The following is a 14,768-nucleotide window of genomic DNA, read 5'->3' as shown; positions in this document are numbered from 1 at the left end:
TATACATAAGGTGGTATTTAAACGGCTTGGCGCCTGGCGAGCCCCTCGACGCATTCCCTCTCCACCGGGCTCAGCTGGGAGGGGACTATGACGACTGCCGGCCCCTCGATGCCGCTGGTTGCCAAGTCGCCGAGGGTGGTGTACAGCGCCGAGCCTCCCCAGCCGAGGCGGTACACCACAACCACCGGCAGAGCGGGGGTGAAGACGCCGCGCCTCTCCCGCTCCTCTAGCTGCATCAACACCGCGGCGGCGTCTCTAGGCGGCATGAACGCGCCGTCTTCTCTGACGTCGAGTAGGAGGAGGGTGTGGAAGCCCCGCTTCAGGTTTTGCTCCACCAGCTCGTAGGGCCTTGTGGAGTAGACGCCGCCTCTTGGGTACGTCACGGTGGCCACACCCCCCATCTTGTATATCGACAGGCAGCTGACGGAGAAGGCGGCGCATATGATAGACACCCCGGGCACCACCTCCGCCCGGTAACCCCTTGACCTGGCGAGGGCCACCAAGGCGCTGTGCGCCGTGGCGAGGGCGGGGTCGCCGGCGGTGACCAGCACAGCCCGGCGGCCTTCTCTCAGGCACTCGAAAATTTTCCTACCAGACTCCTCCTCCAAGTCGCGGCGGGTGAGCCGCACAGGCTCAGACCTGGCCACCCTCCTCAGCCCCTCCACGTCGAGAGGACCGGTGTAGTCTTCGTAAAAGACGCAGTCGGCCTCCCGTATAATTCTAGCCGCTACCTCCGTAATGTAGCCGGGCCCCGGCCCGACCCCCACGAGGAAAAACACGGCGGGAGGTGGACACCTCTTAAAAACATGTTAAGCGGCTACCCGCCGCTATGTGGCGCAGATGCAGGGACGTATGTAACAGAGGCTTACCGTAGGCGTCTGCGCCCCGCCTTTCTTGTTGATATATTCATTAAGCTTATATTTGGGTTTTGAAAAGCTGTCGCGATGTACGCCGTTGCGAGGCTCTACGGCTATACCGAGGAGGTGGGGTTCAAGGCCTGGCTGGGGGTGGACCTCGCCAGGGCGCTGGGGGTGAGGGTGGGCGACGGCTTGCGGATTGAGAGCAAGGCCGGGGTCTCCTCGGCCCGGGTAGTGGAGGTGGTTGAGACGGTCAAGGCGGGGCTGTTGCTTACGGTGGACGTCTACATGGCGGTGAGCGGCTTCAGAACTGTGTTGATTAAGAGGCTGAGCAGGGTATACGAGGCGGGATCTGTGGCTATGGGGGTGGAGGCGGCCAGGGCGCTGGACGCCGACCAGCTAATGAAGCTCGTCAACCTCATGATTGTCTACAGGGTGCCGGTATTTACAAACTTCACAGGTTTTGTACAGGCGGAGGACGGGAGCTGGGTTAAGCTCCTGGTGAGGGAGATTTCGCCGAGGGAGCCCGCATACGTGTCGAAGGAGACGAAGATCTTTATTAGATGACTAGGGGGGGTGCTGGACTCTGCTGAAGTCGAACTTCAGGAGGAGGACGGGATCCGTCATCTTCCTCAACGCTGATATCCTCTCGAGGATTCTCGCGGCTAGCTTGCCGCTTTTATACATATCCACGGCCTTCTCGGCGCCGTACCTCTCCACAATGGCGTTTAGCTCGTCTCTAATTATGTAGTCGGCTATCTGCTCCACCCCGGCCACCTCCCCGTTCCTCACGAGGTTGGCGATGACGAACAGCCGCAGTTCGGTGAGGTTTATCTTCTTCAACGCGGTGTCGAGGTCGGCGCTCCACTTCACCGACTGGGTAGCCCTCTTAAACTCCTCCTCTGAGAAGACAAGCCTCACCCTCTGGTTCCACTTAAGCTTCCACAAGTTGAACCACTCCGCCGCGATTTCCCAAAGCCTCCCCCACATCCTCTCTACATACATACAGAGGCGCAAGCGCGCCTTCTGTTCCGAAAACCTCCCCCAGTTGTATATACCAGCCCTCGTGGCTAAATAGTGCATAAAGTCCCTAAATACAAATTCCCTCAGCGCCTCCAACTCCCCCCGGGGCACCTCCCCCAGCTGCTCCTTGACCAACTCGCTCAGCATGGAGTCTATCGCCGCCGCCGCCGCGTCGAAGTCGCAGTAGTAGTAACCCATGGCTATACACCAATTCCCTATTTAAAATCTACCTCTCCCACACGGCCAACGCCTCGCCCGCCACCCTCAGCGCCGCAACGTGGGCAGTTATGTATGTCAGTAATCTGCACATGCCGCCAGTCTGTAGCTATTATCAGCGGCAACGCCTCGGAGTATTTTCCGCCATTTCTTGGCCACGCCCACCGCCCGCAACACCTCTACTTGACCTGCGGCGCCGCCGACCGAGTGCGGTCGGGGTACATAACGATCACCCAGATCCTTGGCCCGTACCTATATTTTCAATTTTTAGTTACAATATATCTAGCATAAAAATGAAATAAGTAATACCATTCCGTAGTTAACACTATGGAATTGCTTAAAAGGGGGCCTTTAGATCTCTGTGTGCTACGTACCTACTTTGTAGGGCTGGTTTTGGCTCTGGCCGCGGCCTTAGCCTTCGTGACGGCGCCTAAGTTTTCGGCAATGCCTCCTCTGTCTTTACTTGGCGGCGAGGTGCTTAAGGAGCCTTGGGGCTACGTTAAGATCTCCTCGTCTGGAGATGAAGATGAGATAAGCATAACAGTATTTGAAAATGGGAGGCCCTCAAATAGGGACTACGCCTTTGCTGTGGTGGGCCCGGTTGGGGGGCCTAAATCCGGCGCCGCGGTGAGGGGGAGGGGGGGCGTTAAGCTAGGCCGCTACTACGCGGAGCTAGCCAATATTGCGGCTGAACACGGCTACAAGCCCAAAGACGTAGAGTTCGGCCTCATGATAGACTTGCTGAGAGAGACAGAGCACAACGAGACCCACGTCGCCGTCGAGAGAATGCTCATCTCAATCCCGCTGAGGCCAGAGAGGCCAAATAAGATAGAGGTATTCGTAGAATTCAAGCCCCAGATCGTCACATACCGCAAAAAAGACGGGAGCCAATCCACGTCGCAGACGCAGAAACAACAGCTACAGTCGACTCCGCCGCCTAAAATTCAGAACCCCAGCTGTCCACAATACCCACAACCCGGCTTTTCATATTTATGTATAGAGTGGGTGCTGGTGTCGAGCCAGGCTTTAACAAACCAGCTAATACCCACCCTAGTGGCATATCTCACAAACTACGACACGCTATATAGCGGTTACGTAGAAGTATATTCAATAATTATAGTTGATAAAAAAACTGGCCTTAAGATAACTCTGCCTCTGGGGGGAATTCCTCTTAGCAAAGGGAAGTACTACTTGTTTAAATACGGCTTCTCAGTAACGCTTAGCTCCTCCGTACCGTTAATGTCGCTAGGTTGCTCATTTACGCCAGATTCCTCGCCTATTTCTCCGAGTTGCTTTGACATTCTGCGCGGTAATCAGTTTGACACCCCGCCTAGGTATTCTAGGGGGTCCGTCGCCTCGCTGGGGGTGGGGGCCTCCGGCACGGTGTGGATAGTTACGTATGAAATTTGGTGGGTTGTGTATGAATGGAATGGTAGTGGCTGGACGAGGCAACCCCGGTACAAGGAAGATACCGTGTACGGCCTATGGGCCGTGCCGTATGCAGAATCCAAGGGTGATGGGATATACTGGTGGTATCCAAAAGCCGCGGTCAACACGCCAGACATCGAGTACATCTCAGCACTTTTCAACACCCAGGAATATCCCATATCAAGATTCACCATAGGTAGCGGATGCGGCGTGGGCATCGCCTACGAGAACTACGCAGTTGTACAGAGGGGTGGGTCCTTATCCCTTGCCCAGCCCTTCCTTTCACTACTAGGCGGAGCGGCTTGCGCCGCTGGCTACTGCTATTTATTACCGATAGCGACGTCGATTGACGTGAATTACAAGACTAGTGAGCATATTAATGGCTTTATAGCCATTAGCTATACACGTCCTGTATACTACGAGACAAGGGGTATGGGCATACTGACCTACCTGGAGTCTATAGGTGTCGAGGCCTATGTACCTGCCTTGTTTATAAGACCCGGAGCCTACGACAATTGTTAAAACCATTGTTTTAATTTTTTATTGTCTAGTGGTTGTCACGACGAGAGTTTTGGCTGGCGCTGTGGGTTGTCACAGCTACGAATCAACACGCGGTGGCGTGTGGGCTGATGTAGCCATAGCTGGAGAAGAGATTCCGCGGTTGCCGAGGCGGGTTGCGGCGGTTCCCGGCCTTGGGAGGGCTTTTACCGCCGCTCCTCCAGCGGATGAGTGAGGCCTTCTTGGCGCGTCTGGCGTCTGTATTTCTTGTATTCCCATCCTGCGTCCTCGGCTACGCCGCCTCCGCCTTGTCACATATATAAACGACGGCCTCAGCTACGCGGCCTCCGTCTGGCTTTCTCGCCGGGCTCCGCCTAATTCCTCTTTTAAGACCTACCTCTCCCACATGGCCAGTGCCTCGCCCGCGGCCTTCAGCGCCGCGGCGTGGGCTGTTGCGTATCTATACTTCTCTAGGAAGTATGTGTAGGCTTTTCTGAGGGCGGCTAGGTCGACTTGGAACTCCACGTCGTACTCAATGTCCAGCAACAAGAGCCCCTCCGCCGGGGCGCTGGGCACCGCGCCTGGCCTTGGCCTCTTCAGGAGGTCTTCTACATCCTCTAGCCTCAAGACGCCGCGGCCCGTGGCTAGAATTGCCCATGCCATCTTGCGGATCATCTTGTTTCTAAAGCCCCTCCCCGCGAAGTGTAGGTATATGAGGGGGCCCCTCAGCTCCACGTCTATACTCTCCACGGTGGTTATGGTTGGCGTGGTCTTGTCTCCGCGGCGCTGTATAAAAGAGCTGTAGTCGTGGGTGCCGGCGAGGAGCTTGGCGGCGTCCCGCATGACGTCGACGTCCTCGCCCCAGTGCGGGGCGACGTATAGATATCGCCTCCTCTTGGCCCGCCTGGGGTTGAAGCCCGGGGGCACCTCTGCCACGGCCCACGCCCAGACGCCTCTCGGAAGCTTCGAGTTGACGTAGCCGATGTGTAGCTTCTGGGGGGCCAGCACCGCGTTGGCTACTGCGGATACGCCGGGGTCTGTCCTGCTACCTTTGCCCAGTATCTCGCCGAAGGCCGCCTTCAGCCGGGGCTCCAGGGAGTTGGGGTGGCCCGTAAATCCATAAAAGAGTGTGCCGTCGTAGGCGATGCGGTATAGGTAAGGCATATATCTGCATAAATCCGGCTCTTAAATGCTCACTTTTAGGAAGGCGAGGGAGGAGGACGTCGCCGAGATCGTGGCCTTCACAATGGACACGTGGGAGTGGGGCGACTACATCCCGAGGGTAATTGGGCGGTGGGTGGCCGACGGCAACGCCTACGTGGCGCTTCTGGACGGCGGGATCGCCGCGGTTGCCTCTATGTTGCTAGTGGGGAAGTCGGCCTACCTCCGGGGCCTCAGGGTTAGGCCCGATCTGAGGGGCAGAGGCATTGGGGAGGCCATGACGAGGTTTCTGGTGGACGAGGCGAGGCGGGCCGGCGCGTCTATAGCCACCCTCCTAGTGGCGGAGTGGAACGGCCCAAGCCACAACTTGGTGAGGAAGGTGGGCTTCAAGGCCCGGCTGTATATCTACGGCGGGAGGCCGGCGGGGGGCCGGGGCGGCAGGTGTCTGGAGGGCGCCGAGGCCTACGAGGCGCTGGCCGAGGCCCTTGGGCGTAGCAGGGGCTACGCCTGCCTCCCCGACGAGCCTTGGGTCTGCACCGCCGTGACTCCGTGGGAGCTACTGGCGCGGGGCAGGCCGTGTCTCGGCGAGTCGCTGTATATAGGCAGGTTCTCCTTCGGCGCCGCCCAGGGCAACCCCGATCAAGACGTCACATCCCTAAGCCCGGAGGGATACAGAGAGCGCTACGCCGCCCACGTCCTGTACTCAATGGAGCTTTAACGTTATATACCCGGCTGTGTCGAGAGGCCGTGGAGCCGAGGTCCTTCTATGACATCACGGAGCCGGAGGACAGGCGGGAGCTTGCGCAGTTGGTGAAGGCGGGGGTGTTCAGCTACGCAGTCATGATACCGGAGGACCTGCCGAGGAGAGAGGTGGAGGATGTGTTTAGAGAAGCGGGATTCCTCCATGTGGAGATAGACGCGTCAGGGTGGCCGCGGCAGATAACTGTGAAGACTGAAAAGGGAGTATTTACGTTTAGAAAAGTAGAGGAGGGGGTTTATAAAATCAACAGGGCTGATTAGCTCTGCCCGGCGTCTCCGAGAGGACGTAGGGGGTGCCCGGCATTAATAACCGCTTGCCTCTGCAGTCAACCTGCATGATGGCGCGTCTCATGTGCCAGTGTTCCTGAGCCGCTACCTCCTCTAGGGTCTTAACCACGGCAATGGGGGGCCTTCCCTTCTCGCGGCTACGCCTAATCAACTCGTCAGATGGTATCTGCGCAACGATGTTAAAAACCTCTTTCTCAAGTCTGTGGAGCTCCTCTGGCCTCTCTTCCACCTTAGTCATTGCCTCTCTCCACTTCTCGGCGAGGTCAGGCCTGCCAATTATTTCGAAGAACGCCTCGATTTCTGGCCATATCACCGTGGCAATGGCCACGAAGCGATCTTTTGCCTTTGCAGTAGTGTAGGTGACGTGTAGATTAGCGTCGATGGTCGGCGATCTCCTCCTGCCCCTCCCAAGGATAAACCCAGCGCCGACTTGATATGGGTGGACTACGGACAACACGTCGTTTGTAGCTACGTCTACGAAACGTCCCTTTCCTGTCTTGAGCCTCTGCCAGTAAGCCGCCAGGGCCCCCAGCGCAACCGCGGCGCCTGTAAAAGCCCACGAAAGCCAGATTCCTGCTCTCAATGGGTAGGAGTAGGGCTCCGGAAGGCTTGGGTTTCCGAGCATGGCCATATAGCCGTTGTACGCCTGTCCCGTGAGATCTGAGTCAGGCATGTTTGCATACTCTCTTGATTTCTGCGTCGGGAAGTGGCCAAAGGGAGAAACCGCGACGTAGATTAGATACGGGTACTTTTCTGCGAGCTGGGGATAGCCCACCCCCCTCTCCGCCAGCTTGCCAGGCCCTAATCCGTCTATTAATATATCAACCGTCGGCAGTAAGGATGACACCTCCCCCCACGTCACCCTCCTCTTGCCGCGCCCCTCGACGAAATACGGGATGCCTACCCCCTCTATATATACGCCCTCTGCGGTGATCTTCGCCGCCTCCTCGTCGAAGAGCGTGTAGACCTCAGCGCCCAGCTCCTGGAGAAGCGAGCCCGCGATCATACAGCCGAAGTTCACACCACATATCTCCAGTACCTTGACCCCCTCAAGCGCTACGGGCTTGCCCTCCGGCCTAAACAACTCTTTCAAAGTGGCTTCTCTCTCCATCATACCTCGTCCCTCTCGCCGAGGTATACAGGGTCATCCTCGGCCCGCCAGCCGGGCGGCGGCGTATTGCCTATCTGGCCATCCCAATAGCCCAATACGCCTCTCTTCACTAGCTCGTCTACCTCCTCTGCGCCGTACCCAAGCCACTTCTTAAGCACCAGCTTGTTGTGGTACCCCACGGGCCTTGCTACCCACTTCACGTCTAAGTCAACGCCTGCCATCTTAACAACCGGCCCGGGCACCACGATCTCTCCATACAGCCTATCTACTATCTTGACCACCGAACCCCTTTCCCACCTCCATGGATCACTCACCACGTCAAAGTCGTTCATTACAGGTTGCGCAGGTACCCCCAGCTTTTTACATACGTCTAAGACATCCCCCAGCGTCATCTTCGCAACCCACTCGGCTAGGGCCTTGTAGCTCCTCCACTTATCTCCAACAGCCTCTGCAAGGCCGGGAACAACTTCTGCGAGTGCTTTTGCTTGGCGCTCGGTCATTGCCGCCACGGCGACGAACTTGCCGTCGGCAGTTTTAAATACGCCGGATACCACAGCAAAGGGGTCGAAAAAGCCGCTTCTCCCCATCCTCCTGCCCGTGGCCGACATATATACAAAGTGGTACATAAACCGCTGGAGGCTAGCCGCTTGGGAGAGATCTATGTATTGGCCTCTGCCGCTTTTTACTCGGTATATCAACGCGGCGATCACGGCGCTTACAGCCATGGTTGAGGGTAGCCAATCGCCAGGGTAGTCGGGCAGTCTGTACAGCTCATTCACCTCGCCCTCCTCCCACCCGGTTGTGTCCATAATACCCGACTCAGCCTGGCCAATTATGTCGTAACTTGGCAACTTGTGGAGAGGGCCAAACTGCCCGTAGCCGCTGGCGCTTACATATATGAGCCTGGGGTTTACCTCCCTCAGCTGTAGGTAGCCCAAGCCGTAGCGATCCAGCGTGCCGGGTTCCATATTCTCCACAAAGATATCTGCCCTCTTCACGAGCTCAAGCATCAACTCTCGGCCCTTCTCCGACCTAAAGTCAAGACCCAGGAAGTACTTGTTGGAGTTGAGGTAAAGGTAGTCAATTCTCATGCCTTTGAAAAACCCCCTACCGCCCCACATAGATGCGTATTTCCACCTGTCACCCCTAGGTGGGGGCTCTACCTTAACCACTTCTGCCCCCAATTGCGCAAGTAGGCGCGGGATGTTGGGCCCCAGTATGTAGTGGGCAAACTCTACAACTTTAACCCCCTCTAGTGGCTTGCTATCTATAGGATTTTTAAAAAATGTCACTATAACGTCAAAGTAATTCATAGGATACAAAATAAAATGATTTTTAAAGATTATTCTAGTAAACTTCGCCAAGAGCGTGAGTACCTAATTCACCTAGTCCCTTCTCCACCATCTTTTTATAGAGCTCGAGGGCCATGGCAGTGGCTGGGAGGTATAGGTTCGCTTTATTCGCCAACTCCATTACGTAGCCTAGGTCTTTCTTTAGGTGGACGGCTTTGAAACCCGGCGAGAGGTCGCCCCTCAGCAGTTTCGGGAGGTAGAGCTCTATGGAGCCGGACCTCGCCGCCCCGCCCGTCAAAACCTGCGCCACCTTCTCCATGTCTAGGCCTAGGGCCTTGGCCAGTCTGAGTCCCTCCACCATGGCCACGGTATTCAGCGCGACGACCACCTGGTTCACCAGCTTCATCGCCTGGCCGTACCCCACCGGGCCGACGTAGACGATGTTTCTGCCGAAGGCTTGGAAAACCGGGAGAAGCCTCTTAAACAACTCCTCCCTGCCCCCCACCATAATAGTCAAGGTGCCCTCAACAGCGCCCTTCTGGCCGCCGGTGACCGGGGCGTCAATAAACTCCACCCCGTGGCGGGCCAGCCTCTCGGCAAACCGCCGCGCCCACTCAGGCGAGTTCGTCGACATGTCCACGACAACCAAGCCGGGCCTGGCGCCCTCCACCACGCCGCCGGGGCCGAAGAGGACGTGCTCCACGTCCGGGGCGTCTGACACCATTACGATAACCACGTCGACCCTCCCCGCCAGGTCTGCCGGCGACTGGGCGACGTAGACGCCTAACTTCTCGAAGGGCTCCGCCTTCGACCTAGTCCTGTTGTAAACCGCGGCGAGGAGGCCCGCCTTGTGTAGATGCATAGCCATGGGCCCACCCATGAGTCCCAGCCCCACGACCCCTACTTTCATCAGGAGGGTGCGCAAATGTATATAAAATAGTTTTTCCTACCCCCTATGCTGTCGCCGGTAGTTTCCTACACCACTGTGAGGGAGGTGAAGGGCCCCCTTATAGTTATTGAGAAGACGAGGGGCGTGGCCTACGGGGAGGTGGGCGAGGTGGTTGGGCCAGACGGCGAGCCGAGGAGGGTTCAGGTAATCGAGGTGGGGACGGACTACGCAGTGGCCCAGGTGCTCGGCGGTACCCTGGGCCTCCCGGCGAAGGGCTCGACGGTGAGGTTCTACGGCAAGACGCTTAAGATGCCCGTGTCCGAGCAGTTGATTGGGAGGATTCTAGACGGCAAGGGCCAGCCGAGGGATCACATGCCTCTGCCGCCGCCCGAGGACTTCAGAGACGTAAACGGGGAGCCTCTCAACCCCTACTCCCGGGAGTACCCGGAGGAGCCTATCGAGACGGGCATCTCGGCGATAGACGGCCTCTACACACTGGTGAGGGGGCAGAAGTTGCCGATTTTCTCCGGCACCGGCCTCCCCCACAACCTAATGGCTGCGCAGGTGGTGAGGCAGTCCACGGTCAGGGGGAGTGAGGAGGGCTTCGCCGTCGTCTTTGTCGGCGTCGGCATCAAGACGGAGGAGGCCCTCTTCTTCATGGACGAGTTTAGGAAGACAGGCGCCCTCAGGAGGGCGGTGGCCGTCCTCAACCTGGCCTCGGACCCGGTGGCGGAGCGCATCCTCGCCCCGCGCGTGGGGCTCACCATCGCGGAGTACCTCGCGTGGCAACTGGGCTACCACGTCCTGGTCGTCATTACGGACATGACTAACTACTGCGAGGGGTTGAGGGAGCTTTCCTCGGGCCGCGGCGAGCTTCCCGGCAGGAGGGGCTACCCCGGCTATATGTATACAGACCTGGCGACGATATACGAGAGGGCTGGGAAGGCGCATGGGAGGAAGGGCTCGGTGACCCAGTTCCCCATCTTGACCATGCCCCACGACGACATTACCCACCCCATTCCAGACCTCACCGGCTACATAACCGAGGGCCAGCTGGTGCTCAGCCGCGCCATGTGGGGCAAGGGGATCTACCCGCCCTTCGACGTCATCATGTCGCTGAGCCGCCTCGCCAAAGACGCAATCGGCGAGGGGAAGACCAGGGAGGATCACAAAGACGTGGCCAACACCCTAATCGCAGCCTACTCCAAAGCCCTCGAGATTAGAAACCTCGCCACGTTGGTGGGCGAGAGGAACCTCGGCTGGAGGGAGCGCAGGTACCTCCGCTTCGCCGACGCCTTCGAGCAGAAGTTCATAAAACAGGGGTACTACGAGAGGCGTAGCTTCGAGGAGACGCTGGACATAGGCTGGGACGTCATGTCTATTCTGCCGGAGGACGAGCTGACCAACGCCAGGCCGCAGATAACCCAGAAGTTCTACCGCAGACACATCTTTGAGAGCGTACAGGTTTAGTGTACTGAGAGTACATCACGTTTTTAAGTAGGGGCTCCTCGACGCATGTGAGGGGTAGAACCCTATTCCTCATAATTATCGCGGCGTCGGCCGCGGTCACCCTCTTTGTTGGCTCCCACCTCCTCGCGACGTCTGCCGTACTAACGTCGGGCGCGCCGAGGGCTCTTGACTTGCGCGGCGCCCCGTCTGCAGACTTGTCGACGGCGACCGGCGCAACTCCTCAGACCTTGACTCCACCTGCGCCGTCTGAATTCAAGGATCGTCTAGAGGTCAGGGAGGGGTACATTAGGCTTATTGTCCAGGATTTGGAGGGGGCTGAGTCGGCTGTGAGGAGGGCCGCGGCGGCTGTGGGTGGATACGTAGCGGGGAGCGAGGGTGGGCTGGGCGAGGTTAGGCTCACGGTTAAGGTGCCTAGCGATAGGCTGGATCAGTTCCTCGCCATGGTTAGGGAGATAGGCCCCGTGGACCAGTTTTCAGTGAAGGCGGAGGAGGTGGGGGAGGTGTATATCGATCTGTGGGCCCGGCTGAACTCAACGAAGGCCACGGAGCGCCGGTTGCTTGAACTGTTGCAGAGGGCGCAGAGCGTAGACGAGATTTTGAAGGTGGAGCAGGAGTTGAAGAGAGTGAGGTCAGAGGTGGAGAGGCTCGAGGCTGAGCTCAGATCTCTTGCGGGGAGGATCGCCTACGCCACGGTGGTGGTGCATCTCGTGGGCGGGGGCGTGTCCTACCACGTGACGCTGACGGCGGAGGTGGAGGACGTCGAGGACGCCGTGAGGAAGTTTGTAGACGCCGTGGCCAAGGCTGGCAGGATCAGCTCTATGCAGTTCGCGGGCAGGGAGGGGCGTGTGGAGGCTGTGGTGGCCACCACGAAGCTCGCCCAGCTGGAGGCGCAGGTCCCCGGCGCCGTGGTGGAGAGGAAAGTCGCCTCCGCCCCCTCCGCGACCGGCACGTCCACCGTCGTCGTCAACTTTGTGCAGAAGAAGAGGGCCTACTCCATACACCTCGTTTTAGAAGTCGACAACGTGGAGGAGGCCATGAGGCGCATAGCCGGGATGGGGGTGGGCAGGGTGCTGTCCGCCTACGCCTCTCAGCAGAGCGGCGAGGTGCGGCTGTCTGTGCCTACAGAAGAGGTCGAGAGGCTGGAGAAGTCTCTGCCCGGCAGGCTGGTGGACAGGAGGGTGGAGCTCACATACGCCCCGGAGTCCCAGCTCATAATTTCGCTACGTAGACCCGCGAACCCCCTGGCAGACGCGCTGGGGGCCGGACTGTCGGCGATGACGACGGTGGCTGTGTGGCTACTGGCGGCGTTGCTGGCGCTGGCGCCAGTCGGGGCGCTGGCCTACGGGGCCTACTACGCCTATAACAAGCTGGCTAAGAGAGGCGCGAGGGGCCGCTAGGCGCCGCAGACCCTCTTGTAGAGCTCTGAGTCTCCCGCCAGCTTTGAGGCTAGGCGGCAGATGAGGAGGGCCGCTGACCTGTCGTCGGGGATATCTGAAAAGAAGCCCTCCGGATCTGGGCCGTTGTACTGGTAGCGGTAGAGGCTCGGGGCGAGTACAGTGAACTCCACCGAGTCGCCGCCTACGACTCCGGCGAGCTTTATCATATGGGTAGTGGGCACCAGAGCGATAACCACATCGACGTCCTCCACTTCGATCTCATCCTCCCCCACTCTGATCCTCCTCGAGCCGGGGTAGATCTTCTTTAAAGCCTCTCTCCTCTCGGCGAGTTGCGCGGCTAGGTAGGCCTTCCATGCCTGGAAGGCTTTACCCGCGGCGTTTCTAAGAAGCCCATCCTCTAGAAACTCAAGCGCTAGACTCATTTCTATCCGCGCCTCGCGCAACCTAGCGTCGCGGTACTTCTCTATGTCCCTCCACGGCTTAGTCAGCAGGGGGAACTCCATAAGTATTCTAAGGCCTAGCACCTATTAAATACTTAAGCGTAGGCTGTAATAAAGATGTTGATAGGCCGCGTCTCTCCTTAGATATGGGATCTCCTCCCTGCTTGCATGCATCCCTTGACTCCACTACTCTACAAGACGCTGTGGTTTTGAGTTAAAAAAAGCCCCCTCGTAGGAGAGTGATCACAAAGGAGGGCTTATTGTTAACGGATTAGTGGCCGAATAGGTTTTTTAGGTAGCTCTGCTCCCAGGAGTCTTTGCGCTCGGTGTATTCACGCTTCGGCTGCGGGTCTTTGGAGGGTTTGGGCGGCTGTGTGGTGAAGTCTAGGCCGAACATTACCGACAGCGTCTGCAACCTCCCCTCCGGGTTGCCCACGTAAGCCCAGCCGAGGAACGCGTACTGGACGCTGGCTCTGTGGGGGAGCCCCTCCATCTCTAGTATCTTGTTGGCGGCGAAGAGGGCGCTTTCGAAGGCAATCTCCTGGTTTTTGGGGAACTGCAGGCCTGCGGCGTCCCCCGCCGCAAGCACGTCGTCGAACTTGGGGTGCCGCAGGTCTTGGGGCGACCTGACCTCTACCCACTGCCCCCCGAGGCCGGCCTCCGCCACGAATTTGGGCGCCCTGTTGGGCTCGAGCATCGCCAAGATGTCGTATTGATACCTCTCCCCGCTTCTAGTAACCACGTAGTTCTCCCCAATCTCGGTAATCTCCTGGCCGGTCACCACCTCTATGCCCTGTTTTTTGTATATCTCTCCGACGACGTCTGCTATGACGGGGGGCTGGGTCTTGTCGTTGGCGTCGATGTGGATTATCTTGAACTTGTCCCTCACCCCCCTGTGCCTCAGCACGGCGTCTATCAGCAGGGCGGTTTCCGTAGGCGCCGGGGCGCATCTATACGGCACCTTAGGTGCGTACACTACCACGGTGCCCCTCTCGGCGCTCCACACCTTGTCCCTCAGAAGCCTCGCCCTCCCGGGGTCGTAGACGTTGAGCACATTGCCTCGGTACTTGTCGTAGCCAGTTATCTGGGAGCCGTCCAGCACCACGCCGGGGGCCACCACTAGGTAGTCGTACTGAAGCTCCATCACGCCGCCGTCGGACACGTAGCCCCCCACGAGCCTAACCCTCCTGTTGGCGGGGTCTACGGAGTACACCGTACCCACCACCACCTTCACGCCCCTGCGCGCCACCTCTTCGTAGCCCCTCACAATGCGGTCAAGCGACTGCTCTCCTGTGAGCAGAAGAGGTCTGCTGGGCCCGGCGAAGTAGTGAGGCGCGTTGTTTACCACCGTGATTTCGGCCTGCATCTTCCCCTCTAGAAGCGTCTTGGCGACAGTCAACCCCGCGATGCCCCCGCCGACTATTACCACCTTCTTCATGGAACCCGAATCCGAATGTAATTTTTAAGCATTGAGAAAAACCGATAAAAACCCGGAGCTCCCCCCGGGGACGTGATCTGCGCCGGCGACCTCTGCCTACGTTTGGAGCTCGTGGTATTCGAAAGGCCGCCGGAGGAGATAAAGATCGAGTCCCGCGGCGCCGTGTCTATCTGCGTCAAGCCCCAGGCCGTGGCCCACTGGCTGGAGCTGGCGCAGGCGCTGTACTACGCCTACCACTGGAAAGGCCCCGCCAAGAATCCAAACATATCCGCACTCGTCTTCCTCGCAAAGACGAGCCAGATTAGAGACGCACTCGCCTACTCAGCCGCAGGGGCCGCGGAGGCCATATGCGCCGCGCTGGGGCCCAGAGACGCCGTGGAGGCTGTGGAGATGCCCCGGGGCAGGCCCCACATGCCCACGGGGAGCTGGGACCCCTGGGCCATTACAAAATTCGCCCTGGATCTGGTAAAGTAAGGCTTATATACCAGGCCTCTGCATTAG

15 protein-coding genes are annotated in these 14,768 nt (G+C 58.6%); 7 read left to right on the top strand and 8 right to left on the bottom strand.

From position 1 onward, the window contains the following. Positions 1-17: 17 nt before the first annotated feature. Positions 18-779 (bottom strand): SAM-dependent methyltransferase, encoded by a 762-nt coding sequence (locus P186_RS11865; RefSeq protein WP_014289748.1) that lies wholly within the window; start codon positions 777-779, stop codon positions 18-20. A gap of 165 nt (positions 780-944) precedes the next feature. On the opposite strand from P186_RS11865, the gene P186_RS11860 reads away from it, so the two are divergent. Beyond that, the gene (locus P186_RS11860; RefSeq protein WP_014289747.1) at positions 945-1,424 is read left to right on the top strand and encodes a hypothetical protein; all 480 of its coding nucleotides are present in this window, start codon (positions 945-947) and stop codon (positions 1,422-1,424) included. Here the strand turns inward: P186_RS11860 and P186_RS11855 are convergent, their stop codons facing one another. Continuing rightward, a complete protein-coding gene (locus P186_RS11855; RefSeq protein WP_014289746.1) occupies positions 1,425-2,078 on the bottom strand; it encodes a hypothetical protein in 654 nt (217 codons plus the stop codon). A gap of 381 nt (positions 2,079-2,459) precedes the next feature. Here P186_RS11855 and P186_RS11850 point away from each other — a divergent pair, with 381 nt between their 5' ends. Then, complete coding sequence (locus P186_RS11850; protein ID WP_148683047.1) at positions 2,460-4,046, top strand: hypothetical protein; 1,587 nt, start codon at positions 2,460-2,462, stop codon at positions 4,044-4,046. Between the two features lie 369 nt (positions 4,047-4,415). Here P186_RS11850 and P186_RS11845 read toward each other — a convergent pair whose 3' ends face one another. Beyond that, positions 4,416-5,186, bottom strand: coding sequence for a tRNA pseudouridine synthase A (locus P186_RS11845; protein WP_014289742.1), 771 nt, complete (start codon positions 5,184-5,186; stop codon positions 4,416-4,418). Positions 5,187-5,211: 25 nt separating this feature from the next. Here P186_RS11845 and P186_RS11840 point away from each other — a divergent pair, with 25 nt between their 5' ends. After that, positions 5,212-5,901: a GNAT family N-acetyltransferase gene (locus tag P186_RS11840; protein WP_014289741.1), complete on the top strand. Its 690-nt coding sequence runs from the start codon at positions 5,212-5,214 to the stop codon at positions 5,899-5,901. A gap of 29 nt (positions 5,902-5,930) precedes the next feature. Then, a complete protein-coding gene (locus P186_RS11835; RefSeq protein ID WP_014289740.1) occupies positions 5,931-6,203 on the top strand; it encodes a hypothetical protein in 273 nt (90 codons plus the stop codon). On the opposite strand, the gene P186_RS11830 is transcribed toward P186_RS11835, so the two are convergent. Genes P186_RS11830 through P186_RS11820 form a run of 3 tightly spaced genes read right to left on the bottom strand, consistent with a single transcriptional unit; the run spans position 6,187 to position 9,543 of the window. Then, on the bottom strand, positions 6,187-7,344 hold the full coding sequence (locus P186_RS11830) for a CoA transferase (RefSeq protein WP_014289739.1): 1,158 nt from the start codon (positions 7,342-7,344) through the stop codon (positions 6,187-6,189). The genes P186_RS11835 and P186_RS11830 overlap by 17 nt on opposite strands. Continuing rightward, positions 7,341-8,654, bottom strand: coding sequence for a CaiB/BaiF CoA transferase family protein (locus P186_RS11825; RefSeq protein WP_148683046.1), 1,314 nt, complete (start codon positions 8,652-8,654; stop codon positions 7,341-7,343). Before P186_RS11825 ends, P186_RS11830 begins: the two co-directional genes overlap by 4 nt. A 34-nt stretch (positions 8,655-8,688) precedes the next feature. Further along, a complete protein-coding gene (locus P186_RS11820; protein ID WP_014289737.1) occupies positions 8,689-9,543 on the bottom strand; it encodes an NAD(P)-dependent oxidoreductase in 855 nt (284 codons plus the stop codon). A 45-nt stretch (positions 9,544-9,588) separates the two neighbouring features. Between P186_RS11820 and P186_RS11815 the strand changes: the two genes are divergently transcribed. Beyond that, complete coding sequence (locus tag P186_RS11815; RefSeq protein WP_014289736.1) at positions 9,589-10,992, top strand: V-type ATP synthase subunit B; 1,404 nt, start codon at positions 9,589-9,591, stop codon at positions 10,990-10,992. A 47-nt stretch (positions 10,993-11,039) separates the two neighbouring features. Continuing rightward, the gene (locus P186_RS11810) at positions 11,040-12,389 is read left to right on the top strand and encodes a DUF4349 domain-containing protein (RefSeq protein ID WP_014289735.1); all 1,350 of its coding nucleotides are present in this window, start codon (positions 11,040-11,042) and stop codon (positions 12,387-12,389) included. On the opposite strand, the gene P186_RS11805 is transcribed toward P186_RS11810, so the two are convergent. Beyond that, positions 12,386-12,892, bottom strand: coding sequence for a PaREP1 family protein (locus tag P186_RS11805; RefSeq protein ID WP_148683044.1), 507 nt, complete (start codon positions 12,890-12,892; stop codon positions 12,386-12,388). The two genes, P186_RS11810 and P186_RS11805, sit on opposite strands and share 4 nt — an antisense overlap. Before the next feature lie 208 nt (positions 12,893-13,100). Continuing rightward, positions 13,101-14,267 (bottom strand): NAD(P)/FAD-dependent oxidoreductase, encoded by a 1,167-nt coding sequence (locus P186_RS11800; RefSeq protein ID WP_014289733.1) that lies wholly within the window; start codon positions 14,265-14,267, stop codon positions 13,101-13,103. 72 nt (positions 14,268-14,339) lie between these two features. Here P186_RS11800 and P186_RS11795 point away from each other — a divergent pair, with 72 nt between their 5' ends. Continuing rightward, a complete protein-coding gene (locus P186_RS11795) occupies positions 14,340-14,741 on the top strand; it encodes a hypothetical protein (protein ID WP_148683043.1) in 402 nt (133 codons plus the stop codon). Positions 14,742-14,768: the final 27 nt, after the last annotated feature.

Origin of the sequence: Pyrobaculum ferrireducens, from assembly GCF_000234805.1 — an archaeon.
In the GTDB taxonomy this organism is placed as follows: domain Archaea; phylum Thermoproteota; class Thermoprotei; order Thermoproteales; family Thermoproteaceae; genus Pyrobaculum; species Pyrobaculum ferrireducens.
Note: the sequence above shows the minus strand (reverse complement) of the source record. Positions and strands in the feature narration are given on the sequence as shown.

Coding starts and splice junctions, on each gene's coding strand:
- P186_RS11860 (WP_014289747.1), top strand. CDS start 945: ATGTACGCCGTTGCGAGGCTCTACGGCTATACCGAGGAGGTGGGGTTC.
- P186_RS11855 (WP_014289746.1), bottom strand. CDS start 2,078: ATGGGTTACTACTACTGCGACTTCGACGCGGCGGCGGCGGCGATAGAC.
- P186_RS11845 (WP_014289742.1), bottom strand. CDS start 5,186: ATGCCTTACCTATACCGCATCGCCTACGACGGCACACTCTTTTATGGA.
- P186_RS11840 (WP_014289741.1), top strand. CDS start 5,212: ATGCTCACTTTTAGGAAGGCGAGGGAGGAGGACGTCGCCGAGATCGTG.
- P186_RS11830 (WP_014289739.1), bottom strand. CDS start 7,344: ATGATGGAGAGAGAAGCCACTTTGAAAGAGTTGTTTAGGCCGGAGGGC.
- P186_RS11825 (WP_148683046.1), bottom strand. CDS start 8,654: ATGAATTACTTTGACGTTATAGTGACATTTTTTAAAAATCCTATAGAT.
- P186_RS11820 (WP_014289737.1), bottom strand. CDS start 9,543: ATGAAAGTAGGGGTCGTGGGGCTGGGACTCATGGGTGGGCCCATGGCT.
- P186_RS11815 (WP_014289736.1), top strand. CDS start 9,589: ATGCTGTCGCCGGTAGTTTCCTACACCACTGTGAGGGAGGTGAAGGGC.
- P186_RS11805 (WP_148683044.1), bottom strand. CDS start 12,892: ATGGAGTTCCCCCTGCTGACTAAGCCGTGGAGGGACATAGAGAAGTAC.
- P186_RS11800 (WP_014289733.1), bottom strand. CDS start 14,267: ATGAAGAAGGTGGTAATAGTCGGCGGGGGCATCGCGGGGTTGACTGTC.